This window comes from Pseudoalteromonas sp. Isolate6 (assembly GCF_022398435.1).
Lineage (GTDB): Bacteria > Pseudomonadota > Gammaproteobacteria > Enterobacterales > Alteromonadaceae > Pseudoalteromonas > Pseudoalteromonas galatheae.
In genome coordinates, this window is record NZ_JAKEVK010000308.1 from 1 (window position 1) to 3632 (window position 3632).

General features: G+C 46.1%; 6 protein-coding genes. All 6 read left to right on the plus strand.

What is annotated here, in order from left to right; translation table 11 throughout:
* Positions 1–89 precede the first annotated feature (89 nt).
* A complete protein-coding gene (locus L1D50_RS22155; protein WP_095729158.1) occupies positions 90–566 on the plus strand; it encodes a hypothetical protein in 477 nt (158 codons plus the stop codon).
* A gap of 11 nt (positions 567–577) precedes the next feature.
* The gene (locus L1D50_RS22160; protein ID WP_239966855.1) at positions 578–733 is read left to right on the plus strand and encodes a hypothetical protein; all 156 of its coding nucleotides are present in this window, start codon (positions 578–580) and stop codon (positions 731–733) included.
* On the plus strand, positions 730–996 hold the full coding sequence (locus L1D50_RS22165; protein WP_088531225.1) for a hypothetical protein: 267 nt from the start codon (positions 730–732) through the stop codon (positions 994–996). Before L1D50_RS22160 ends, L1D50_RS22165 begins: the two co-directional genes overlap by 4 nt.
* Entirely contained in the window at positions 993–1298 is a 306-nt protein-coding gene (locus L1D50_RS22170) for a hypothetical protein (RefSeq protein ID WP_239966856.1), read from the plus strand. Before L1D50_RS22165 ends, L1D50_RS22170 begins: the two co-directional genes overlap by 4 nt.
* Before the next feature lie 2 nt (positions 1299–1300).
* Entirely contained in the window at positions 1301–2221 is a 921-nt protein-coding gene (locus L1D50_RS22175) for a hypothetical protein (RefSeq protein WP_239966857.1), read from the plus strand.
* On the plus strand, positions 2218–3632 hold a 1415-nt coding region (locus L1D50_RS22180), incomplete at its 3' end, for a hypothetical protein (RefSeq protein WP_239966858.1). The genes L1D50_RS22175 and L1D50_RS22180, both read left to right, overlap by 4 nt.

Below are 3632 nucleotides of genomic sequence, written 5' to 3' on the forward strand. Positions count from 1 at the left end.
CAGTAAGATCCTCTATTTGGAAGTTCCAAAAATTCTTTCTTTTTGGAATACCCGTAAGCTGACTTTAGCATTGCAAGTTGGGGGGACTTATGACCAAGCCTAAACGCCGCCAGTGGAGCCGTGTAGTCGCTCGCAGCCTGCCTGAGTCCTTACAACTTTGTAAGGAGCATGGAATGGCGACACGCAATATGAGCGTCCCACGCATCGCCGATAGAACGGGCGTAAGCACCGATATGCTTTATAAATACCTTGGTAATGGCGATATGCCAGCAAGCCTGTTAATACCATATATGGCTGCTACAGGTAGAGAATACCCACTCCAATATATGGCACACAGCCTTGATAAGCTGGTTGTCGATATGCCTAAAAGCAAAAAGCCTTCAATGCCAACATTGAATCATCTAAACCAATTTGCAAATCAGGTAATTGGAATGGCCATGCAATTGGAAGAAGGTGGTGGAAACCATCAACACGTTGCAGAGCAAATAGTCGTTCTGATGCAAGAATTGGCTTACCAAAAACTCGAAGTCGAACGTCTCGACGATCCCCAGCAGCAGCTTATTTAGGAGCAAATAGTATGACTATCAAAGACCAAATTGCGCCTAAAAAACGCCAACCAGAGCAAAATACAAGCATTTGTATTGGTAAGCATGCAGGTAAAACTGTGCTGCTAATGAGTATGGAGCAGCTAAAAGCGCTGGCACACGGAAAACCACAAGGAGAGAACGCATGAGCTTATTAACCAAACCCGTTAGCGCTGAGCATATAAGCGTACACAACAACCGCCCTTTAATTCAGTGCAATTGTTGTAAACGAATTGAGCAAGCAAAGCAGGCGGTAACTAAAAGCGCATGGCTGCAAGCTGCAAACCATATTGGATGGCGTCATGTTCAAAGTGAGGCGTTTGATATCGATGTTGTGTGCCCCAGTTGCGTGAGTGATTTTAACAACCCAGTTAGAAAACCAATGAAGCCCATTAAGAGAGTGTCAGCATGAGCCAATACATATCAGCACAAGTGCAACGTGTACTGGCAGCGGTTGAGTTGATGGCGGGTAAAGAGCTGGATGGTGTTGAGCCAAAGCTGCTGGCTAAGGAGTTAGACACCAGTCCAGCTGATGTAACGCGCATATTGGCAAATTTGGCACATGCGGGATGGGCTGAGCGTCTACCGGGGAATGAAAAGCGCTGGCGCTTACATAAAAAGCCAGTGCAGCTGAGTAACACGGTAGACCATAACATGAAAAACGTACTGCGCAACTTACAGCAAGAGTACAACAACTACAGTATTTTGAGGTAGTTATGAGCGAGAAAGATATAACACCGACGGTTGAGAAAGCACTAGTTGACGGGAAAGACTTGCTTGCTTCAAAAGAGCAAGTATTAGTTGAGTTAGGTCAAATACAGGCTTTTGACTTTATACAAAAACTGGCGACTGTCGCCAGTTTACGCTTACTCCAAAAAGCTAAGGAAACCAAAGCATATAAAGGGCTAGTCTATTCTGATGAAAGTGGAAAAGTGGCGACTGTCGCCACTTGGGATGAGTACTGTACTCACAAGTTGGGTGTGGCAAGACGCACTATTGATGACCGATTAGTGAATCTTCAACAATTCGGAGAAGAGTTCTTCGAGCAGTCACAACGTATGCAGCTTGGTTATCGGGACTTAAGAGCCTTACGTCAATTACCTGAAGAAGATCAAACATTGGTTATTGAATCAGATGCCGTTGAAGCAGGTGATAAAGAAGCCGTAAAAGAGCTAATCGATGAACTCAAAGCCAAGTATGCCAAAGAGAAAGACAAGTTAACGCAGGAGCTGGACGCAACCGAGCGCATGCTCAAAGCATCGCGTAACTCTGCGTCTGAAAAGGACTGCAAGATTATTCAACTCACCGCTGATTTAGAAAGCAAAAAGTTTAGTGCCGAGAAATGGAAAGGCGAAACCAAAAGCTTTTTTGAAGCGCTAGCTAAAACCCAAAACCAAGTGCGTGAAGGGTTTAACCAGATGCTGTTGCTCAGTGAGCAGCTTGAGACAGTAAAGATTGATGATAAAACCTATGATGCCGCTAAATCCGCGTTTTACGCCGACAGCAAAATTTTACTAACTCAACTCGCGCATGTGTGGAACGAGATACACCGCACCTATGGTGATCTGGATGAAGCGCGCCCTAGTGTTGAGTGGCTGGCCGAAATGGGTTTTGAAGGCACGGAGGTGATCGAATGAATGCACTCACCCTAGAATACTGGGCAGAGCAGCTAGACAACGCAGGCCACGGCCAAAAAGGCACAATCCGCGAGCAAGCGTGCAAAACGCTAGGACTGAGTAAAGACGCGTTATATCGCCGATTAAAAAGCCTTGGCTGGCAAAGTGGCAAAGCCAAACGCAGTGATGCAGGCACAACAGCGATGGACGATGAAGCCTTGAATATGCTGGTGGCCATTTTAAACCAAGGGGTACGTGATAATGGTAAGCGGATCATGGATGTTACCACGGCTAAATCAATCTTGGTTGCTAATGGCTATGCCTGCTTAAGCACCAGCCAGATCAGCCGTGTACTAGCTAAACGTAATGCCTCAGTTAGCGCGTTAGATAGAGCAACACCGCATGTTCAAATGCGCAGTTTAGCGCCTAATCATGTACATCAAGTAGACCCATCTTACTGCTTACTTTATTACCCGCCAGGTAAAAAAGGCAAAGTGCAGCGCTACGCAAATGACTCTGAGTTTTACGCAAATAAGCCAGAGAACTTAGAGCGTATAAAGCACTTACGAGTGTGGCGTTATGTATTGGTTGACCACAATAGCGGCATGATCCGCGTGCGTTATTACGAGTCAGCGGGTGAAACGCAGGCCAACATGTTCGACTTTTTAATGTGGTGTTGGAAGCAACATGACGGCTCGCCATTTATGGGCGTGCCACAAATTCTGTTGTGGGATAAAGGCAGTGCCAACACAGGTAAAGCAATTACCAATGTATTAGATGCACTCAAAGTTAAAAACATACCTCATGAGGCAGGCAACCCACGCGCTAAAGGAGCTGTGGAAGTGGCAAACAACATTGTTGAAAAGCAATTTGAAAGCCGCATTTTGTTTGAACCGGTTAGCAGTGTTGACGAGCTAAACGAGTCGGTATGGGCATGGCAAGAGGCATTTAACGCCAACAAAATACCTGGCATGAACTGCAAGCATAGTCGGCACAAACAAGCACGTTCCGATGTATGGCTAACCATATACCAACCACAAAACCGCGACTACCTGCGCATGCTGCCAGATGAGCAAGTTTGCAGGTTACTACTGACCAAAACAGGTGAAACACGGAAGGTGAACGGTGATCTGGAAATCACTTATGTTCACCCACGAACCAAACAGCAGCACCGCTATGACGTTGGTGAACTGGAGCATGTACGTAACGGGATCACGGTTTCGGTTAGTCCAATTATTTTGGGTGATACGCCGGATTTATTAGTAGGTGTTACAACCCCCCTTGATGAAGTGGTGTATCACCAAGTTCAGCCAGCAGGTGTTGGTGAAGATGGCTTTAGGTTAGACGCCCCTGTAATTGGTGATGAACACATCCAAAACAAAGACACGGCTACTCAAAGCGCAGCTAAAGCAGCGGATAGGCTCGCTTTTGA

Coding starts and splice junctions, on each gene's coding strand:
- L1D50_RS22155 (WP_095729158.1), top strand. CDS start 90: ATGACCAAGCCTAAACGCCGCCAGTGGAGCCGTGTAGTCGCTCGCAGC.
- L1D50_RS22165 (WP_088531225.1), top strand. CDS start 730: ATGAGCTTATTAACCAAACCCGTTAGCGCTGAGCATATAAGCGTACAC.
- L1D50_RS22160 (WP_239966855.1), top strand. CDS start 578: ATGACTATCAAAGACCAAATTGCGCCTAAAAAACGCCAACCAGAGCAA.
- L1D50_RS22170 (WP_239966856.1), top strand. CDS start 993: ATGAGCCAATACATATCAGCACAAGTGCAACGTGTACTGGCAGCGGTT.
- L1D50_RS22175 (WP_239966857.1), top strand. CDS start 1,301: ATGAGCGAGAAAGATATAACACCGACGGTTGAGAAAGCACTAGTTGAC.